We start from the raw sequence: 14,814 nt of genomic DNA on the forward strand, positions 1-14,814 counted from the left end.
GGATTCGCTCCAATTCCTCATCCATATACCAAGCTCCAGCGGTGCGTAATCAGCGCGTCGCATCGGCGATTGCCCGAGCCGGCATCGGCGCTACGAAACAATCTTGGTCGACCGGCAAGAACGCGTGGGTTTGCCCGCGATACCTTCACTCCAGTCGGCGGCGACTATGCCACTGAGCCAAGCTACCCCGTTATGAACTACGGCTCGATTCAGTTTCGATACTTTCAATACGGATGATGGTGTTCATCATTACCTCACTAATACTTGATGCCGTGCGGCAATTCAAAGGTGACCGCCAGCCAGCGAGTGGGCTGTCTGGCTGCTAGCTGGAAGCGCTCTCGTTGAACCGGCGGACAAACTGATCGAACCTGTCGCTGACGCCGCCCGCGAACAGTTTTTGCGGTTCACCCTGCGCACCTATCCGGCCTTCTTCAAGGAAAAGAATTCGGTTAGACACATCACGGGCGAAGGCCATTTCGTGGGTCACAATCAGCATCGTTCTGCCTTCGGCGGCGAGAATGCGCATGACCTTGAGTACTTCGCCGACCAATTCGGGATCGAGGGCTGAAGTCGGCTCGTCGAACAGCAGTACACGAGGCTTCATCACCAGGGCGCGGGCGATGGCTGCGCGCTGTTGTTGACCACCCGACAACTGCGCCGGATAGGCGTTGACGCGATGAGTCAGCCCTACACGCTCGAGTACTGACAGTGCCTCTTCGCGGACTTGCGCGCGATTGCGTCCTTGAACGTGTACAGGTGCCTCCATCAGGTTCTCCAGAACTGTCATGTGGCTCCACAAACAGAAGTTCTGGAAGACCATGGCCACTTCGGTTCGCAAGCGATCCCCCTGCTTGCGGTCGGCAATACGAGGCTCGGACGTTCCCAACTTCAGCTTGACTTGCTCGCCAAAGATATCCAGCGAGCCAGCTGACGGAAGTTCCAACAGGTTGAGGCAACGGAGGAACGTGGACTTTCCTGACCCCGAGGCACCGAGGATCGAGACAACCTCACCTTCACGTGCAGTGAAATCGATGCCTTTCAATACCTCGATTTCACCGTAGCTTTTACGCAGACCCAGCGTCGCAATCGCAGATGCGCGGGTGTTCAACTCATGGACGACAACAGACATGACATGCTCCTTGGCAGTGCATTGGCAGGATTAGGTACGGCGATGAGCGAGATGCCGCTGCAGCCGTCGCTCAATGAGTGAAAACGCCAGACTGATAAGGAACGTCAAAGTCAGATAAAGCGCCCCGGTGACTGCAAAAACTTCCATGACCCGGTACGTGGAAGAAATCAGTCTGTAGGCGATTCCCGTCACCTCGGTCAGCGTGATGATGCTCGCCAGAGACGTGGCCTTCAGCATGAGGATGACTTCACTGCCATACACTGGCAGGCCCTGACGAATCGCGATGGGCCACGTCACCCTCCGGCGCAGCAACAAGCCGGACATCCCGCAAGCTCGGCCAGCTTCGATTTCACTGGCCGGTACGGCCTGGATCGCACCTCTTATGATTTCCGCCGTGTACGCCGAAGTATTCAAGGCGAGTGCAAGGATCGCGCACCAATAGGGCTCGCGCAGATATGGCCATAGAAACGACTCTCGCAATCCCGGAATCTGCCCCAGCCCGTAGTAGATTAGAAATACCTGTACGAGAAGCGGTGTTCCGCGAAAAATCTCTACATGCGCGTTGGCTATCCAGCGAAGCAACCGATAACGGCTGCTGACAGCGGACGTAATCACGACAGCGAGAATAAAACCCGCAACAAGTGCCGTCAGCGCAAGTTGGAGAGTGAGCGGTATGCCCCCCAGCAATTGCAGGAAGACATCAGTCAAAAAATCCCAATCCATCATCAACGACTCCACGGTCCGGCAAGGCGCTTTTCCGTGCGGCACAACAGAGATCCAGTTAAACGACCGATAATGAAGAACACCGCCGCTGCCACGCCGTAGAACAACAACGGCTCTCGTGTCGATCCGGCTGCCGTGATGGATTGACGAAGGAGCTCAGTCAGACCGATGACAGACAGCAATGCGGTTTCCTTCAATACCGATTGCCAGATGTTGCCCAAGGCGGGCAATGCGAAACGCAACGTCTGAGGCGCAATGATGCGCCGGAGTAGAAGAAAATCGGACATACCGCATGACAGCCCGGCTTCGATCTGTCCGCGATCCAGCCGCAGAAAACCCGCGCGGTAGGCTTCGGTCTGATACGCCCCGGAAACAATACCAATCGCCAATACACCGATGAAAAATGCTGGGAGCGAGAAGAACCCTGGGAGTCCACTCAGGTTCATGATCTTGGTGAATGCGACGCTTCCACCAAAGTAAAACAGGTAGATGATTAGAATCTCGGGGATACCACGGAATACCGTGGTATAGAACATGCCTGCGGCTCGTAGCATGGGTTGCCGAGACAACTTCAGTGCAGCGCCGCCCACTCCGAGAACGCTTCCAAGTAGAAAGCCACTGATTGCAGCGGCGACGGTAATACCGGCGGCATGTATCAAGGGCATGCCCCATCCCTGAGGGCCGAAGCCGACGAGTTCGTAGATACCCAGCGTCATTGTTTTTAACCTTATAGTTGGGCTGAATGGAGACGGGAAAATCTTGTTGTATTGAATGGCTCGATCAATGGATGAACCGAGCCACTCACCAATGAATGAGCTACGGCTTCTCCCACTGCAGGCGCTAGCTGGAAGCCATGCCCGCAGAAGCCGAACACATGCCACAGACCTTTATGTTTTGCGCTCGGCCCGATGTAAGGCACGCCATCCGGTGTCGCCCCTTCGAGCCCTGTCCAGGTACGCAGCACGGGCACCCCGGCCAGGAAGGGAAACGCTTCAAGCGTCGCGGCAGCACTGGCCGCCATCCGATCCATGATGGTGAACGAAGTCCCCTCCTCCAGGCACGGCTTGCCGGAGATGCCACCGCCGATCACCAGAGAACCGACGGCGCTCTGTTTGAACGACAGCGGCCTGTCGATACCGATCACAACCGGTTCGATAAACGGCTTGACCTTGGCGGTCACCATCATGCTCAACGCCAACACCCTGATCGGCAGGTCTTCGCCAAGTTGCGCCGCTACTTGCGAGCCCCAGGCTCCCGCGCAGTTGACCACCCAATTGGCCTCGATCGCACCAACATCGGTGTCGGCTGACCAGCGCCCATTGGCGTCTTGATCCAGGCCGTTGAGTGCACATCGTTCATGAATGACTGCACCTGCCGCCTCCGCCGCCTGCCGGAACGCCAACGCCACATTCGCCGGATTCGCATGGCCATCGCCCCGGGAAATGAGCCCGCCCAGAGCCGAATCAGCAAGGCCTGGAAGCATCAGCCGCAACTCGTGGGAGTCGATGAACTCCTCGCAGTGGTAGCCTCGGCGCAGCATTTCCTGATGACGTGCACGAACCCACGCCATTTCGGCTTCATCCAGGGCGACGGCAATTTGCGACGCCCCCAAACGAACCTCGCAAGACTGCACAGCGGACGGTTCAACAAATCTCTCCAGGTTGTGCCACATTTCCATCGCGCGGATCGACAACGGATACTCGCGTACATCGCGCATGAGCAGTCGCAAGCCACCTGCGTTGACACCGGAAGCGTGTCGTCCCGGCACACCTTTATCGACGAGGGTCACTTTCCAGCCGGATCGAGCGAGGAACAGGCCGATCGCACAGCCCTGTAAACCGGCACCGATGATCAGTACATCGTCTGCAAACTTATTCATGGGGCTGCTCCATGGCTTCGGCTGCCGGTTTATCGCCCAGTGAAACGACCTGTGACAACTCCGGATCCAGCCCACTCAGGTTCGCCAGTGCAATGAGCGGCAAGGGGCGCAGCGGAGGCCGCGCGCGGAACGGTGCCGGTGTGTTTGCACCTGACGATTCCGCCAGCAAGCGAGCCACCGTCACCGCACAACTGCGCCCCTGACACGGCCCCATTCCACAACGCAGGATGCCTCGCAGGTGATTCATCTCGGTGGCGCCATTGCCGATGGCAGCACGGATGTCTCCCGCCGTGAGTTCCTCGCAGCGGCAAACAATCGTGTCGTCCTCCAGCACTTGCGTTGCGAGGCCGAGAGGAAAAGCCTTGTCTATAAACGGTCGGCCCGCGAGCGTGCGCACGACGTCATCGCCACCCACGATCACCTCGCCCGATAAGGCGGTCTGGTGCAGGTCAGCCACGATGCAAGCCGCGACGTACCGCCCGTGGGCAATGGCAGCATCGGCACCACCAATTCGTCTCGCATCGCCGGATACCCGGATCTTGCACGGGCCACCGGTCAAACCCGGGCCGGGTGCCAATTCTGCACGACCGTCTTCGGTTGTCCTGGGTTTCCAGCTCGATTCATCGCTCTGCCATTCCATTGCCAGGCCGGCGCAGTGCGTAATGTCGATCGCCGGCACGATCCCGTCGTGCACCACAAGCAGATCGCAACCGAGTTCGACGTTACGGCCGTCAATCGACAGACTCACGGACTCGACCTTGTCGTGCCCAAGCGCCCGTAAATCCGAAACGCCCGTGCGCATCGTGATACCGGCCAATTTCAGCTTGGTGAGCCATCCCAGCCCTTTGGCAAGGGGCGCCAATGCAGCGATCTTCAGTGATCCCAAGGCTGCAATCTTGTCGTTGAGCGTGTCAGTCCGCCCAATCAGACTCGGACGAATACCCAGACGACGCAACTGATCAGCCAAGAGCAGGATTAACGGGCCAGTACCCACCAATACCACGCGCCCGTCAGGCTGCAGTCGGCCGGCCTTCAGCAGCGTTTGCACCGCGCCTGCGGTCATGACGCCGGGCAATGTCCATCCCGGGAAGGGAACCGGTCGTTCCATAGCGCCGCTCGCAACGACCACCTGACGTGCCCGCAGATAGCCGGCGGCATTACCCTGCAGCCAGCCCACCGTGGCATCCGCGCGCAAATCCCAGACGGTGGTTTCTGGCCGGTAGTCGATGCCGGGGGTAGAGCGAAATTGTTCGATCAATGCCTGCCCGGCAAGATAAGTGGGCCCGAGCGCATCCAGCAGTTTGTTGGTTGCCGGGCGCGCTTGGAGATTGGACTCGAGCGAGCGAAAAATCTGGCCGCCTGGCGTGGGCTGCAGGTCGAGCACGATGACCTTGAATCCTGCCCGGGTGATCCCGATTGCCGCAGACATACCGGCCGGCCCTGCGCCGATCACGATGACATCGGCATCAAACTTGATGTCGCTGTTGTATCCCAGTGTCGGCAAACCGGTCATTGGTGCTCTCCAATGACGGTAGCGGCACCCGCCTGAGTGCAGACTTTCATACCTTCGCTAACGATCAGAAGGCAGGCCTGCCGGTTGCCGATTCCGTTGATTTCCACCAGGCATTCGAAACAATGGCCAATCATGCAATACGGCAATCGAGGAGCACCTGTAACAGGCGTCGTGCGAAAGGCTGGTGTATGTGCGCGCAATAGACAGGCTGCGACTGTCTCGCCGGAACGGGCCGGTATCGGCCGACCATTGAAATAAATAGTGATTGTTGCCTCGACGGCCCCCACTGGGATGAACATACCCTTACCTGCCAGAAATAAAGTTGCGGAGATGGCTGCTGTGTTCAACGACTGGAGAGCCTCTCCCAGTAGCCGGAAGAGGACTTCGTCCATTGATCAATCTCGTGTCGAGATATCCAGGCCGAACCACTTTTCCGTCAGCGCCTTGTTGGTGCCGTCGTTGTTCACCGATGTGATCGCAGCATCAAATGCCTGGCGCAAAGTATCGTCACCCTGCCGAAGCGCAATGTTGGTGGTCCCCTGTCCCAGTACGCCCCCTGCAAAGGTAGGCCCAGTGGACACCAGCACACCTTTGTTCGCTTCGATCACAGGCTTGAAGGTGGTGACGTTCGCCACGCCGATGTCCAGTCGACCGTTCGCCAGATCCAGTGCGAGCTGCTCAAAGGTTGGGTAATCACGAATCTCCATCCCTTTGAAGTACTCTCGAACGAAGTTCGATGCAGTCGATCCGGTCTGCACGCCGATAACCTTGCCTTTAAATTTCAACTTCAATTCGTCAATCGCAGCCTGTGCATCCGCTGGCGAATCAGTCAAATCAAATGCATGTCCGGCGTCAGCGAGACCCTTGAGATCATTGTCTGAAGTCGTGAGAAATCCGTTGGGGGCTTTGGCATACGACTTGGAAAAGGCTATGACTTTTTTGCGCTCCGGGGTGACGCCCATGGAGGCAATGATCGCGTCATACTTCCCGACGGTCAGGCCTGGAATAATGCCGTTCCACTCCTGACTGACGATGGTGCACTTGACCTTCATACGCTCACACAGCGCATGGGTCAGATCAATCTCGTACCCCGTCAGTGAACCATCGGCATTCGTGTAGTTCCACGGAGGATAAGCACCCTCGGTGGCTATCTTGATTTCTCCCGGCAATGTCTGGGCGCTGGCAATACCTGCAAACAAAGGCATAAAAGCCATAGCAAGCAACACACGTTTTTTTAACATCTCCATCTCCCAGCTTGTTCAAATTATTAAGGGCAGATAGCAAAAGCTTAAAAGCGGCTAGCGATCGTTGTGGGGTCACTATAACGACGGGCTGAGAAGTGGCACAGACACTATCTAGTTGACCTCAGCACAAGCTCTACTTATGCTGAATTCATGAGCAGATCACTAATTCCATCTCTGAATTGGCTTCGTGTCTTTGAGGCAGCGGCCCGCCACAAAAGCTTCTCAAAAGCCGGCCAAGAGCTTCACATGACTGGCGCGGCCGTCAGTCAACAAGTCCAGTCGCTAGAAGCCAGTCTCGGGCGTCCCTTATTCGAGCGGTTGGCGAATCGCATTCAGTTGACGCCGGAGGGCAGCGACTTCCTTCCGGCTGTACAGCTTTCCATTGGCGCTATAGAGAGCAAGGCCGCCGCACTTTTTTCGCCTCAGCGGATACAGCGCGTGTCGCTGCAGGCCAGCCATCTAATGTCCATGAGCTGGCTACCCATGGTTCTGGCGGACTTTGAGCGCGACAACCCTTCCATTCGGGTCGAGCTCTGGATGGAGGGCGCTCAGCAGCGAAGTATCGAACCTGATCTGGCAATACGTTTCGGCGAAGATCCGGATCTGGTACGCCACCCTGGCCGCCTCATGGGACTTTCCTACGTAATCATGTGCCGCAAGGTTGACCTGCCCAAGCTGACGTCAGTGGACGAACTGCTAAAACACCGTCTTCTGGAGATGATTCCGCATTCGATGGGCTGGATGGGGTTGCTAAGTCACAATTTTGGGCCCACCCGAAGTCGTAATCTGAAGTTGGAGCCTGTCGACACCACGCCGTTGGCGTTCATGATGGTCAGCCAGGGATTGGGGCTCGCGATCGGGCCTGTTCCAGCGTGCTTGCCGCTGGCAGACTCGCTGGGGCTGGTCGTCTGCCCACTTGTCCCACATACCCCGGGTCCTGGAAATTACTACCTTGAACATCCGGTGAACCGCCCGCAAAGCGCTGCGGTACTGAAGCTGGAGCAAGCGCTTCATATTGCAGCGCAAAGCTCAATGAAAGCTTCCGCAACGCATGTTCAGAGAGAGACTCGAAGTTAGTACATCATCACGATCCAGCTGTCGACTCCAATTGGAAAGGCTCTTGATATCTGAGGCGACACTAGAGTGTCTAAGGGCAGCGGGTGGGTGAGTGCTGAAGAGCTCCACTACCTCTCTTCTCTCTACGGCGGTGCGTTTAGCGGATGCCGGGAAAGACAGTGAAACTATGCTTGTAATCGACCTCGCGGAACGCATCCAAAACGCAGAAGAAAAGAAACGGAGGCACACGTAAGGCGCAGCACTGCGGAAACCTGTTGTTAAGTTCAGGTGCACACATCGTTCATCGGCCTGCCGGCAAAGCCTTAAATGGGCGCTGCGTTTTTATGCGCCTACCCTGGTATACAGGGGGAGATCCGACACGAGGACTACATCGACTCCTGGCTCGGCCTGCTCAAGGAAGACAAACGCTCGATCTTCCGCGCCGGTGGTCACGCCCGGAGCGCCTAGGAATATGTAATCAACCTGGAGCTGCAACTGAAGCAGACGGTAATGGCTGACTCGCGATGCATGAACGATGGCGCTTAATCGTTACCTCTCCTGTAAACGCGTCACAGGGCCCAACGCGAGTTGAGCCCTTTTTTCTGCGCCCAGAAAAATCCCCAAGCCGCGGGGGCTCTGACGCAAAGAATCAGAGATGGGTACACACCCGCAGCATGTCATTCCGCATCCAGGTTCTGCGCCAGAAAATCCACCAGCTCGAGCGGACTTCGGCTGTCGATCACGTTGTAGATCAGATCGCGTTTACTACGCGGCAACTTCTTGACCACGCTCTTCGCCGAGGTCCGGACCGCTTCGTCGGTCCCGTGGATACGTGCCGCAAGCAGCAGCACGAGCGTGGCGTCAGTGAGGTTCATGGCAAGACCCAAAAAATAGCACTGCAAAAAGGCCGGATCGCATTGGTGCGATATCTGCTAGACCGGACTGCGCCCATTGACAGGTGAGGCTGACCCGCCGTTTTTCAGAATGGAAAGCAGCCAGGAGTCGATGATGCATTTATCAGATCCGCTCTTCAAGGACAGCCTAAGTATTATCCTCACGCGGCGACCGGCCGAAAAAAGCTTTATAGGCACGACTAAATGCAGCTTCGGACTCATAGCCGATCGCGAAACCAACCTCTCCAATGCGACTGCTACCCTTCGAGAGCATGGCTTTCGCTAGCGTCAACCGCCATTCATTCTGGTAGCGCAGAGGGGGACGTCCCACTAGTGTATTGAACCGCTCGCAGAAATTTGATCGTGACATTCCAGCAATCGTCGCCAATGCATTAATGCTCCACTGTTTACCGGGCGCTTCGTGGATTGCTTTCAAAGTACGAGCGACACGCGCGTCAGACAATGCTCTCAGCCATCCTGACGCGGCATCCTGTTGAACCCATGTTCTCAGTATGCGAATGACCACGAGATCGATAAGGCGCGACACCATTAATGCTCCCCCTGGTTGTGTATCCCGGGCTTCGAGCAACATGAAATGCAGGATGCCTTCCGACCAGGCTGCGGCATCGGTTTGTCTGATATGAATCAACTTGGGCAGAGCGAATACCATCGCTTCGAAACTGCTGGCGTCGAACCAGAGTCGGCAGATGACAACCTCAACTGGTCCACCGCAAGCCGTGATCTTCAGCCCCGATGGATTGTGCGCAAGCAGAATGATGTCGCCTTGGCTTATTGTCACTACCGGCTGATCACCGGCCTCAATGTGTAGCTCCCCTTTGCGCAGCATACAGACGTGGGAGCTTTTTTCATCCAGCTTAAGCACGTCGGCATTCCCAAGAGCGGAGGAGTAGACCCCCCCGCCCCTCAGACAAATTTTCGCCAACACCTGGGACAACAGGTCGGCTGCAGCAAACCCTTCCAGCTGCATTTCCGGAAGAATGATCAAATTTTCAGGGGAATCCATCATGTTTGATTGACCTATCCTTCGCTAACCTCAGTCCGTCAGCATAACGCGCCGCACTACTTGAAACACAAGCTTCTGGCAGGTTTGCTGCGCCGGCGCTTATGCATATCATCCAATCAGACGGAAAAATTGTATGTTCGGAATATCTCCTCTTGGCTGGATACACACCCTCGGCAGTCTGCCAGCGATTCCGCTGGCAGCTTATATGTTCGTGCGCTACGGGCGAATCGTTCCTCGCTCAATGCCTGGTCTGTTCTACCTGATCACGATGTTGATCGGTGCGTGCACCGTGTTCCTGGTGGCGCACCAGCCGGCCAGCAAAATCATTGGTGCTCTGACTATTGCCATCCTGCTTGCCGGCTACGGGATAGGATTTTTGCGTTGGGCGGGACGAGTCGGCGTTTATCTGGAAACCATTCTCTTGAGCCTCACGGCATTCCTGCTGATGGTGCCCACAGTTTCCGAGACACTGCGTCGAGTACCGGATGGCCACCCTATTGTCACGGACCTGCAATCGCCATTGCTGCTTGGTGCGCAGGGCGCCATCTTCGTAGCACTCATCATTGGCGTCACCGCGCAAATCCTCTACTTACGGAAAAAAGGCACCCAGGTATTCCAGGCGAGGTCTGGCCACCTGACGCGGCATTCGGCACCGGCAAAATTCTAGACAAACCATCGAATAATCCCCCTGCTAAATGCACCAGTCCTACAAGGAGCCATGATGTTACGTAGTCTGATGTTTTCCATGTTTTTTCTGGCGCTGTCTGCTAACGCGAACGCCGGCCAACGATGGGAGGCACTTCCCGCGACACCAGCCGTCATTACGGGGGCCAACACGGGATACGCAACAGTTAATGGCGTCAAGATTTACTATGCGATAACCGGGCAGGGCTCACCGGTGGTGTTATTACACGGGGGGTTGTCGAATTCGGATTACTGGGGAAATCAGGTCAAGACGTTATCCGCTAAACACACGGTCATCACCCTGGACAGTCGAGGGCATGGTCGAAGTTCCAGAGATGCGAAGCCATTCGGTTACGACCTCATGGCTGACGATGTGGTTGCGGTCATCAATACGCTGAAGATTCAACGCTGCGATATCGTCGGCTGGAGCGATGGCGCGATCATCGGTTTGGACCTCGCGATGCGCTATCCCCAACGTATTGACAAAGTCTTCGCTTTTGCCCCGAATACGATGACCTCGGGAGTAAAGGATCACGTCGACAAGAATCCGACATTTGCCGCGTTCATCGAGCGAGCCGGCAAGGAATATGCGCATCTTTCACCGACACCCAAAGACTTTGATGGGTTCGTTGAGCAGATCAGCCACATGTGGGCAAGTCAGCCCAACTGGACAGATGGTGACCTCAAGAAAATCAAGTCGCCAGTCCTGATCGTGGACGGCGATCATGATGAGGCCATCAAGCGCGAGCACCTTGAATACATCGCAGCGACTATTCCTAATGCAGGTCTGCTGATTCTGCCCAATACCAGCCATTTCGCCTTCATCCAAGATCCAGCCTTTTTCAGTGCGGCGGTGTTGCATTTTCTGGGTGATCAATGATTTTTCCACTTGTTACGATGCCGGGCCGAACACTTTCAGTGGCGAACGAGTCGAGCTGACTCAAGCGTACCTGTGGCGCCAACCCCGTCAACGATCAGGGATGAATTTTCTTTTGCTTTCATGAATGATCGAAACCCTGGCAACTCCATCGCAGGCCCTTTCACAGACAAATAGATTGCCTACCAGGAGATCCGCAGATGAGTCTTTCCCGATATCGCACACTTGGCCAATCGGGGCTGATTGTCAGCCCCCTCGCCCTTGGCACCATGACGTTCGGGACTGGTCGATGGGGAACGGGTGAAAAGGACTCGCGTGCGATATTCAATGCCTATATCCAGGCAGGTGGCAACTTTGTGGACACCGCGGATATTTACTCCGGGGGGGAAAGCGAGGCGATGCTGGGTCGTTTTCTGGCTGAAGACGGCAACCGAGAGCGAGTCGTGATTTCAACCAAATCCGGTTTTCCGCGTCGTCAGGATACGCCGCTGGCGGGAGGCAATTCCGCCCGAAACATCCGGGACGGTATTCAAGGATCGCTAAAGCGTTTGCAGACCGATTACATCGATCTCTACTGGACACATGTCTGGGATCGAATCACCCCACCCGACGAAGTACTCCGTGCTCTGACTGATGCGGTCCATCGCGGCGACATCCTGTATTACGGATTCTCCAATGCGCCCGCCTGGTATACGGCGCAGATTGCTACGCTCGCTCGCGCTCAGGGCTTGCCACCTCCTGTGGGCCTGCAGTACTCCTATTCGCTGATAGACCGTGGCGTGGAACTGGATATAGTGCCTGCCGGTTTGGCGCTGGGGATGGGCCTGGTCGCGTGGAGTCCGCTTGGCGCAGGTTTTCTGACCGGCAAATATGGTCGGGAGAAGATTTCAGACAACCAGGCTCCCGGCCATTTGCCCAATAACGCAGGCGAGTCGCACACGGGCGCAAGCGATGGGCGTCTTAATGGCGACAACCCCATGGGCAGTTTGCTGTTTACCGAATCCAACTTTCGTATCGCTGACGAACTGCGCAGCGTCTCTAACGAACTGGGACGACCGATGGCCCAGGTTGCATTGGCCTGGGTCGCAAATAGGCCCGGTGTTTCGTCAGTGCTGATGGGCGCCAGCCGAGTGGATCAAATCATGCAAAATATCGCCTCGCTCGATATCGAACTTTCCTCGGAACAACAAACCAGGTTGGACACGGTGGGAAGATTGCCAATGCTGAATCCCTACTTTATCTTGAACTTGCCCAATGAGCGTATCTTCGGCGGTCATGCAATCCAGGCATGGCCTGCGCGCGGTCATTCTTGATATTCAGAACGATCGCAAAGCTTGTTTTGCATAAGGCTATCGTAAATCGTCTGACCATCGCGATACGAGCGAGATCATGAAGGGCGCTGGCAGTCTGCGTTGCCCCGTTGGCTGTCTGGATCGACATATCTCTACTGGAACTCAGGCTCTCGCTCACCTGCTGGGCAGCGTGGGATTGCTCCTCGGTTGAGCGCGAAGGTGCCTGACAAATCAAAGCGTCGCTGGAACCGGATGCGTGCCGGCGACCTTGATCGACTCGATCCTGATGATTGAGTGGAGACCAAGTGGTATGTACATCTGTCAGCACGACATCATCACGTTGCCCTGCCCTGCAAAACGCACCTCGATCTGCGAACCTTGTGCAGCCCAATAGAGGCCGGTTCAGCTCCCCGTTACGATCAGATCTCCGGATTTCAAAAGGCTGCCCTGAGCGGCGGCGTACCGAGAGAGCCATGGCATTGAACTCAGTGGCCGGAAAAGGGATGACTTGTAATATCAGACAGCTGAAGCTGGCCATTGGCTCATACTTTAACACGGTCATTGATCCAATCCGGTTTCGCCCCGACAGGCCCCCCAGTACCAGCGCGCGATTGAGTTTCCCACTCTATGGGTATCTCACACTCTCAGCCTTCATAACGTACTTAGTAGGCGCTTCATCCAGCCTCTTTCCAAAACACCTTGACCATGGCGCCCGTATCTACGGGTCATTCGCCGCATCTATGTTTCTCTACTATCGCTCGCTCCAACAGAGGAGTAGACAAATGGCCTGCATTGAAAACAATTCTACCTTCTAGTAGGTTCTTAAAACGTAAATGTTACCGCCATGGTGGCACACCTGTCTGGCACAGGTTTTTCTAGCGGACGGAGGCGAGATGATCGATAGCGGTTTACATCATCAACCAATAGCACCAAGCCATCATGATGCCACTTGAAAAGAGGAAGCCTTATGCAAACGCCAGACATCGCGACTCAACTTTCAACATTTCGACAGACCATCGACAATATCGACGCCGCGCTCAACCATATGCTCGCTGAACGCTTTCGCTGTACGGATCAGGTGGGCATGCTGAAAGCGGAACACCACTTGCCGGCAGTCGATAAAGACAGGGAGCAGCATCAATATGGCAAGCTGACGAGACTTGCCGAAGATGCCAACCTCGACCCTGCTTTCGTCGAGAAGCTTATGCAATTTGTAATCAGTGAGGTCGTCCAGCGCCACAAGCATATAGCGTCTGAGCACGAGGCCGCCATGGCGACGCAGGTACTCATTTGAACCGTGAGGGATGCATTGACGCTGCTCAGCGACTGTTAGCACCGCTGGCCATATCGGGCTTGGCCAGCGGTGTCCTCCTTCACCATTGCCGTCTGACTAAGACGGATTCATCGCGGCAAAGATGGCCTCATAATGACCATCACGCTCTGCCCAGCGACGCGAGCGATCCTGCTCAAGCAGTATTTCTCCGTTCGTGAATCCCCCCCCTTCCAGTAGCCTCATGACTACGGCTACGTAAGAGGCCACGGGCATTGCGCGCGGATCAACTGCCTGGTGAGTGCCGGTAAGCTCGGTCTGGACGTATGGAGGTGAGAGTTCAAGGACCTCAACGGGCACCTTGCAAAGCTGGTGGCGCAGCGATGTAAGCCACGAATGCAGAAACGCCTTGCTGGCGCAGTAGGTGGGGAAGTCCGCCCTCGGCACGAAGGCCAAGGCGGAACTGGTTGCCATAATGGTGGCGTTTTCCTGCGATTTCAGAACCGGTAGGACCGCCGCCGTTGCGCGTATCACCCCCATGATGTTTGTTTCCACGATCGCTTCGGCGTCCGATGCATCCCAATGATCGGCGCTGATGTCTTCGGATTGGGAGATGCCGGCATTGGCGATGAGCATGTTCAGGCAAGGGAAGCGGCTTCGAATTTCCGTCGCAAACTGCTCCGTCGAAACCCGATCATTGAGATCTACACAGACGCCGAGCATTCCCGGTCGATCCTCGCAAATCCGATTGATCAGCGCCTTTCGCCGTCCCGCTACGATGACCTGGTTACCCAGGTCATGAAAGGCTTCGGCGAGCGCGCGGCCAATGCCGCTGCTGCCCCCCGTTACAAGAATCGTATTGCCGGTCATTTTCATGGTCAATTCCTGGTTTTTTGTAGTAGGTCTGGATGAAGCCCGACCCACAATGATGGGGACAGCGCCCATTACTGCTATCTGAGGCGTTGCCCGAGCGCCTTAATCGGAGCCGACACGATGCAAAGAAGGAATTCAGAAGGATCCTCCAATAGTCTGCTGACGGTCAGAAATCCGAGAAAAGCCACAACGACTGGGTGTATAAGTCCCGTCACTGCGAAGGGTTCATTTGAACGAAAGGGAACAGCGGAGATATGGGAAGTCATTTCGAACACGCGCCTTTTGTTGGACCGAGACATACCCTGCTGGGATCCGCTCGACAAAGGACGCGTTGGATGACGGTTACGCCTACGGCAG

Annotated in this window: 15 protein-coding genes and 1 pseudogene; 6 read left to right on the top strand and 10 right to left on the bottom strand. The window is 56.0% G+C overall.

The genetic code is table 11. From position 1 onward, the window contains the following. Window positions 1-322 precede the first annotated feature (322 nt). From AC3ITA_RS14110 to AC3ITA_RS14140, 7 genes are read right to left on the bottom strand one after another with little or no spacing between them, the layout of a single operon-like run. The gene (locus AC3ITA_RS14110; RefSeq protein ID WP_489280725.1) at window positions 323-1,129 is read right to left on the bottom strand and encodes an ATP-binding cassette domain-containing protein; all 807 of its coding nucleotides are present in this window, start codon (window positions 1,127-1,129) and stop codon (window positions 323-325) included. 30 nt (window positions 1,130-1,159) lie between these two features. After that, window positions 1,160-1,855, bottom strand: coding sequence for an ABC transporter permease (locus tag AC3ITA_RS14115; protein WP_489280726.1), 696 nt, complete (start codon window positions 1,853-1,855; stop codon window positions 1,160-1,162). After that, window positions 1,855-2,568 carry an ABC transporter permease gene (locus tag AC3ITA_RS14120; RefSeq protein ID WP_489280727.1) on the bottom strand — a complete coding sequence of 238 codons (714 nt, stop codon included), beginning with the start codon at window positions 2,566-2,568 and terminating at the stop codon, window positions 1,855-1,857. Before AC3ITA_RS14120 ends, AC3ITA_RS14115 begins: the two co-directional genes overlap by 1 nt. An 11-nt stretch (window positions 2,569-2,579) precedes the next feature. Further along, a complete protein-coding gene (locus AC3ITA_RS14125) occupies window positions 2,580-3,731 on the bottom strand; it encodes an NAD(P)/FAD-dependent oxidoreductase (protein ID WP_489280729.1) in 1,152 nt (383 codons plus the stop codon). Continuing rightward, complete coding sequence (locus AC3ITA_RS14130) at window positions 3,724-5,244, bottom strand: FAD-dependent oxidoreductase (RefSeq protein ID WP_489280731.1); 1,521 nt, start codon at window positions 5,242-5,244, stop codon at window positions 3,724-3,726. Before AC3ITA_RS14130 ends, AC3ITA_RS14125 begins: the two co-directional genes overlap by 8 nt. Beyond that, complete coding sequence (locus tag AC3ITA_RS14135) at window positions 5,241-5,636, bottom strand: (2Fe-2S)-binding protein (RefSeq protein ID WP_489280733.1); 396 nt, start codon at window positions 5,634-5,636, stop codon at window positions 5,241-5,243. Before AC3ITA_RS14135 ends, AC3ITA_RS14130 begins: the two co-directional genes overlap by 4 nt. A 3-nt stretch (window positions 5,637-5,639) precedes the next feature. Next, the gene (locus tag AC3ITA_RS14140; protein ID WP_489280735.1) at window positions 5,640-6,485 is read right to left on the bottom strand and encodes a transporter substrate-binding domain-containing protein; all 846 of its coding nucleotides are present in this window, start codon (window positions 6,483-6,485) and stop codon (window positions 5,640-5,642) included. 153 nt (window positions 6,486-6,638) lie between these two features. On the opposite strand from AC3ITA_RS14140, the gene AC3ITA_RS14145 reads away from it, so the two are divergent. Beyond that, the gene (locus AC3ITA_RS14145) at window positions 6,639-7,565 is read left to right on the top strand and encodes a LysR family transcriptional regulator (protein WP_489280736.1); all 927 of its coding nucleotides are present in this window, start codon (window positions 6,639-6,641) and stop codon (window positions 7,563-7,565) included. A 306-nt stretch (window positions 7,566-7,871) separates the two neighbouring features. Beyond that, window positions 7,872-8,090, top strand: a pseudogene (locus tag AC3ITA_RS14150) (zincin-like metallopeptidase domain-containing protein); the annotation flags it as partial. Window positions 8,091-8,221: 131 nt separating this feature from the next. Here AC3ITA_RS14150 and AC3ITA_RS14155 read toward each other — a convergent pair. Continuing rightward, window positions 8,222-8,419, bottom strand: a complete 198-nt coding sequence (locus AC3ITA_RS14155; RefSeq protein WP_489277407.1) for a DUF7740 domain-containing protein — start codon at window positions 8,417-8,419, stop codon at window positions 8,222-8,224. 166 nt (window positions 8,420-8,585) lie between these two features. After that, on the bottom strand, window positions 8,586-9,464 hold the full coding sequence (locus tag AC3ITA_RS14160; RefSeq protein WP_489277409.1) for a cupin domain-containing protein: 879 nt from the start codon (window positions 9,462-9,464) through the stop codon (window positions 8,586-8,588). A gap of 130 nt (window positions 9,465-9,594) precedes the next feature. Here AC3ITA_RS14160 and AC3ITA_RS14165 point away from each other — a divergent pair, with 130 nt between their 5' ends. The 4 genes from AC3ITA_RS14165 (at window position 9,595) to AC3ITA_RS14180 (ending at window position 13,608) form a co-directional block, all read left to right on the top strand. Then, on the top strand, window positions 9,595-10,128 hold the full coding sequence (locus AC3ITA_RS14165; protein ID WP_489277410.1) for a hypothetical protein: 534 nt from the start codon (window positions 9,595-9,597) through the stop codon (window positions 10,126-10,128). Window positions 10,129-10,182: 54 nt separating this feature from the next. Beyond that, window positions 10,183-11,025, top strand: coding sequence for an alpha/beta fold hydrolase (locus AC3ITA_RS14170; protein ID WP_489277412.1), 843 nt, complete (start codon window positions 10,183-10,185; stop codon window positions 11,023-11,025). A gap of 197 nt (window positions 11,026-11,222) precedes the next feature. Further along, window positions 11,223-12,335, top strand: coding sequence for an aldo/keto reductase (locus tag AC3ITA_RS14175; RefSeq protein WP_489277414.1), 1,113 nt, complete (start codon window positions 11,223-11,225; stop codon window positions 12,333-12,335). Window positions 12,336-13,281: 946 nt separating this feature from the next. Continuing rightward, on the top strand, window positions 13,282-13,608 hold the full coding sequence (locus AC3ITA_RS14180; RefSeq protein WP_489277415.1) for a chorismate mutase: 327 nt from the start codon (window positions 13,282-13,284) through the stop codon (window positions 13,606-13,608). Window positions 13,609-13,704: 96 nt separating this feature from the next. On the opposite strand, the gene AC3ITA_RS14185 is transcribed toward AC3ITA_RS14180, so the two are convergent. Beyond that, window positions 13,705-14,460, bottom strand: coding sequence for an SDR family oxidoreductase (locus tag AC3ITA_RS14185; protein ID WP_489277417.1), 756 nt, complete (start codon window positions 14,458-14,460; stop codon window positions 13,705-13,707). Window positions 14,461-14,814 lie beyond the last annotated feature (354 nt).

This window comes from Pseudomonas sp. GL_090 (assembly GCF_057837765.1).

Coding starts and splice junctions, on each gene's coding strand:
- AC3ITA_RS14110 (WP_489280725.1), bottom strand. CDS start 1,129: ATGTCTGTTGTCGTCCATGAGTTGAACACCCGCGCATCTGCGATTGCG.
- AC3ITA_RS14175 (WP_489277414.1), top strand. CDS start 11,223: ATGAGTCTTTCCCGATATCGCACACTTGGCCAATCGGGGCTGATTGTC.
- AC3ITA_RS14135 (WP_489280733.1), bottom strand. CDS start 5,636: ATGGACGAAGTCCTCTTCCGGCTACTGGGAGAGGCTCTCCAGTCGTTG.
- AC3ITA_RS14115 (WP_489280726.1), bottom strand. CDS start 1,855: ATGATGGATTGGGATTTTTTGACTGATGTCTTCCTGCAATTGCTGGGG.
- AC3ITA_RS14160 (WP_489277409.1), bottom strand. CDS start 9,464: ATGATGGATTCCCCTGAAAATTTGATCATTCTTCCGGAAATGCAGCTG.
- AC3ITA_RS14180 (WP_489277415.1), top strand. CDS start 13,282: ATGCAAACGCCAGACATCGCGACTCAACTTTCAACATTTCGACAGACC.
- AC3ITA_RS14140 (WP_489280735.1), bottom strand. CDS start 6,485: ATGTTAAAAAAACGTGTGTTGCTTGCTATGGCTTTTATGCCTTTGTTT.
- AC3ITA_RS14125 (WP_489280729.1), bottom strand. CDS start 3,731: ATGAATAAGTTTGCAGACGATGTACTGATCATCGGTGCCGGTTTACAG.
- AC3ITA_RS14145 (WP_489280736.1), top strand. CDS start 6,639: ATGAGCAGATCACTAATTCCATCTCTGAATTGGCTTCGTGTCTTTGAG.
- AC3ITA_RS14170 (WP_489277412.1), top strand. CDS start 10,183: ATGTTACGTAGTCTGATGTTTTCCATGTTTTTTCTGGCGCTGTCTGCT.
- AC3ITA_RS14130 (WP_489280731.1), bottom strand. CDS start 5,244: ATGACCGGTTTGCCGACACTGGGATACAACAGCGACATCAAGTTTGAT.
- AC3ITA_RS14185 (WP_489277417.1), bottom strand. CDS start 14,460: ATGAAAATGACCGGCAATACGATTCTTGTAACGGGGGGCAGCAGCGGC.
- AC3ITA_RS14120 (WP_489280727.1), bottom strand. CDS start 2,568: ATGACGCTGGGTATCTACGAACTCGTCGGCTTCGGCCCTCAGGGATGG.
- AC3ITA_RS14165 (WP_489277410.1), top strand. CDS start 9,595: ATGTTCGGAATATCTCCTCTTGGCTGGATACACACCCTCGGCAGTCTG.
- AC3ITA_RS14155 (WP_489277407.1), bottom strand. CDS start 8,419: ATGAACCTCACTGACGCCACGCTCGTGCTGCTGCTTGCGGCACGTATC.